The 3,014-nt window shown below is 38.1% G+C and carries 4 protein-coding genes; all 4 read right to left on the bottom strand.

Going from position 1 to position 3,014, the window contains the following annotated elements; translation table 11 throughout:
- Nucleotides 1-535 (bottom strand): hypothetical protein (locus tag AACY61_RS11475; RefSeq protein ID WP_339611717.1); only part of this gene is annotated, 535 nt, incomplete at its 3' end.
- A 33-nt stretch (nt 536-568) separates the two neighbouring features.
- A complete protein-coding gene (locus AACY61_RS11470) occupies nt 569-1,117 on the bottom strand; it encodes a hypothetical protein (RefSeq protein WP_339611716.1) in 549 nt (182 codons plus the stop codon).
- Nucleotides 1,118-1,274: 157 nt separating this feature from the next.
- On the bottom strand, nt 1,275-2,348 hold the full coding sequence (locus AACY61_RS11465) for a 2Fe-2S iron-sulfur cluster-binding protein (RefSeq protein ID WP_339611715.1): 1,074 nt from the start codon (nt 2,346-2,348) through the stop codon (nt 1,275-1,277).
- An 80-nt stretch (nt 2,349-2,428) separates the two neighbouring features.
- Nucleotides 2,429-3,007, bottom strand: a complete 579-nt coding sequence (locus tag AACY61_RS11460; protein ID WP_339611714.1) for a TetR/AcrR family transcriptional regulator — start codon at nt 3,005-3,007, stop codon at nt 2,429-2,431.
- Nucleotides 3,008-3,014: the final 7 nt, after the last annotated feature.

Genomic DNA, 3,014 nt, shown 5'->3' with positions numbered 1-3,014 from the left:
TGAAGGTTGGGTTCATAGGTCCGGAAAATCTTTTTAGCGGCGTGGCTACAAACGCATTGCGATAAGTTTTGTATGGAGAGATGGTGCTGTTGGGGTTGTTATAAAGTAAGCTGTCCTGCCCTTGTATCATCAAGGCGCCACTATCAACCGCATCTTCACGAAACATATTGAGGTCTGTATTGATAACGCCAATATTGATATGCCCGGTAGTGGCTGCATTATCATTGTATGTTGTTTCGGCATCAGGAAACCGGTTTTGGTAATCGGTATGGTTCAAATCTTCCAAAACCTGAAAATAATGAAAGCTGCTTGTTGAGGGTATGTACTCACTTAATAATGTCATTCCTTCCAAAAAACCGTAACTCTGTAAATTGGTCAGTGGCAGTGTACGGTCATACAAAATGCCCGTACTGACCTGTGATGTGTCAAGATTCGCAATTTTTGCCTGTGTATTTGCCCTGATGGTATCTAAAACCGATTGGGCGTGAACAGATATTGAAAAAACAAGTATTATTAAAGTAAATAAAAGTCTCATAATGTATTATTTTGGTTAGTTATTCAAGTTAATTTAAAGCCAGCAAGGTTTTGTATATGGATCATACGTTGTCATATTTATGTTAAATTCTCCTGATATTTGTTTTATATCATTTGGATTAGACGGAGCATATAAACCACAGGTGAATGTGCCAACTAATACCCCTTTAGAAGAATCGTAAGATGTAATATCTATGCCTGATGTGTTTTCCATACTCAAATACATAAAAGGATATCCATCGTCTGCAATAATATCTGTGTACTCAATCTGCACATAATTTTTTTGATACAAAGGAGGCATTAAATCATCGTAAGTTACATACTCTATGGGATAAAAACCAACACCATTTACATCAATAATCCATATATATATATATATATCCGGTTCTTCTATTCTTACAGATAACACCCACGCATTGTATTGGTTATCCCTGTTTACTCCAAAGGTATAACGAGTTGTTCCAAACCCTGTGCGCCAATACGGCTCCAGTATTTGTCCGTCAAACTCTGCCGTAAAGTAGTTTTCTTCTTTCACGCAGTCGGGATCGTTGTTGTCGTCGTCTTTTTTACATGAAGTAGTCACGCAAAAAAGGGTTACTAATAATAAAAGGGTTGTTAATTTCATTGTTAAATGCATTAGTATGTAATTTAAATCTAGTTTTTGTTTATAATTGGCCATTTAATTGACGAGATTCCTCCCGGATTCCGATAGCTATAGGAACTATCAGGATATGGGAATTTTATACATCAAAATCCAAAACCACGGCATCAGACGTTGGTACCGCCTGGCAACTTAATATCAAGTTTTGGGCGACTTCTTTTTCATCGAGGGCATAGTTAACCTTCATTGCCACAGTCCCTTCTTTGATTTCGCACTTACAGGTGCTGCATACACCGCCTTTGCAGGCAAAAGGCAAATCGGCTCCGGCAGCAAGGGCTCCGTCGAGGAGGTTGTCATAGTCATCACTCATCACAAAGTGGAATTCTTTTCCACCGTCCACTATGGTGACTTGTGTTCCTTGCACCCGGCTTTCCATTGCCTTTTGGGCACGCTCTTTATCAGCTTCTGTAAGGCCGGTAACAAAGAGTTCATAATGGATTTTGTTCTTGTCCAATCCGGCGTTTTGTAATTCATCACGAATAAGGAAAATCATTTCCTCAGGTCCGCAGATAAAACAATGTGCCGTGTCTTGAATATCTATGAACGTTTTGGTGAGCACGTCCATTTTTTGTTTGTCAAAGCGACCGTTTAAAAACTCGATATCACGCTTTTCCTTGGTCAGGAAATAGAATATATGAAAACGGTCAAAATATTTATTTTTAAGCTGTTCGATTTCCTCTTTAAAGATAATGGATTTTGAAGTACGATTCAAGTAAAAGAGCTTAAAGGTGCTTTCAGGCTCTTGGCTAAGGTGTGCTTTAATCATGGAAAGCACGGGTGTGATTCCGCTTCCGGCTGCAAAGGCGATGTAGTTTTTGGCTGTGGTGCTATCACAAGCAACTCCAAACTCACCGCTGGGTGCCATCACCTCAAGCATATCGCCGGCCTTTAATTCCTTATTGACGAAAGTGGAAAACTTGCCCTCAAAAATCTGTTTTACGGCTACTTTCCAAATACCTTCTGAAGGGTTGGAACAAAGTGAATAGGTACGCCGCACGTCTTCGCCATTGATTATTTTGCGTAGGGTAAGGTGTTGCCCTTGACGAAATTTAAATTCGTCCCAAAGTTGTTCCGGCACATCAAAAGTGATTACCGAGCAATCTTTGGTTTCTTTGTATACGTCTTTAACGCGTATATTGTGGAATTTTGCCATAAATAATTTCTTAGCTCAATGCTGAAGTTTTACAAAACTAACGATTGTTAGTTGTTTATGCAAGTATTTTATATTGCTAGTTATTTTTTTATAATTCCATTAAGAAGTGTGTCCGGCATTTGATCTTTTAGCGTTTTGGCATCCACTCCGTCTTTTTTTGTGTACCAAATATAGAGTGTTCTTAGGGTCGAAAGTAAGGAAAAAAGCATAATCTCTGGGTCCCTATTTGCGATTTCGCCCTGTGCGATACCCTCTTTTAAAATTGACCGAAAGTTTTCTTCATAATCTTCTCGCATTTGAACAAAATAAGGGAGTTTTTCCTCCAAATGCATCCAGTCGTTATTGAGGCAAGCCATAGCATCGGGATTTTTAACTGTAAGTTCAATATGGAATTCAATAATTTTTTTTAACTTTTCATGAGTTCTGAGTGGTTGTTTTTTAATTTTCTCCATTTCATTTGTAAATTTATCTGCAATATCAATTACAATTGTGGATAGGATTTCCTGTTTGGAATTGATATGATTGTATAAACTGGCTGCCTTCATATCAAGTGTATCTGCAATGTCACGCATTGTTACTGCACTATAACCCCTTTTTTTGAAAAGCTTTGCGGCTTTTGAAAGAATTTCTTTTTTTCTTGGTGTGGTTTTTATTTCCATTTATCTT

Source organism: uncultured Planktosalinus sp. (assembly GCF_963973675.1).
Lineage (GTDB): Bacteria > Bacteroidota > Bacteroidia > Flavobacteriales > Flavobacteriaceae > Planktosalinus.
The sequence above is the reverse complement of the archived record's forward strand: the minus strand, read 5'-3'. Positions and strand labels throughout refer to the sequence as shown.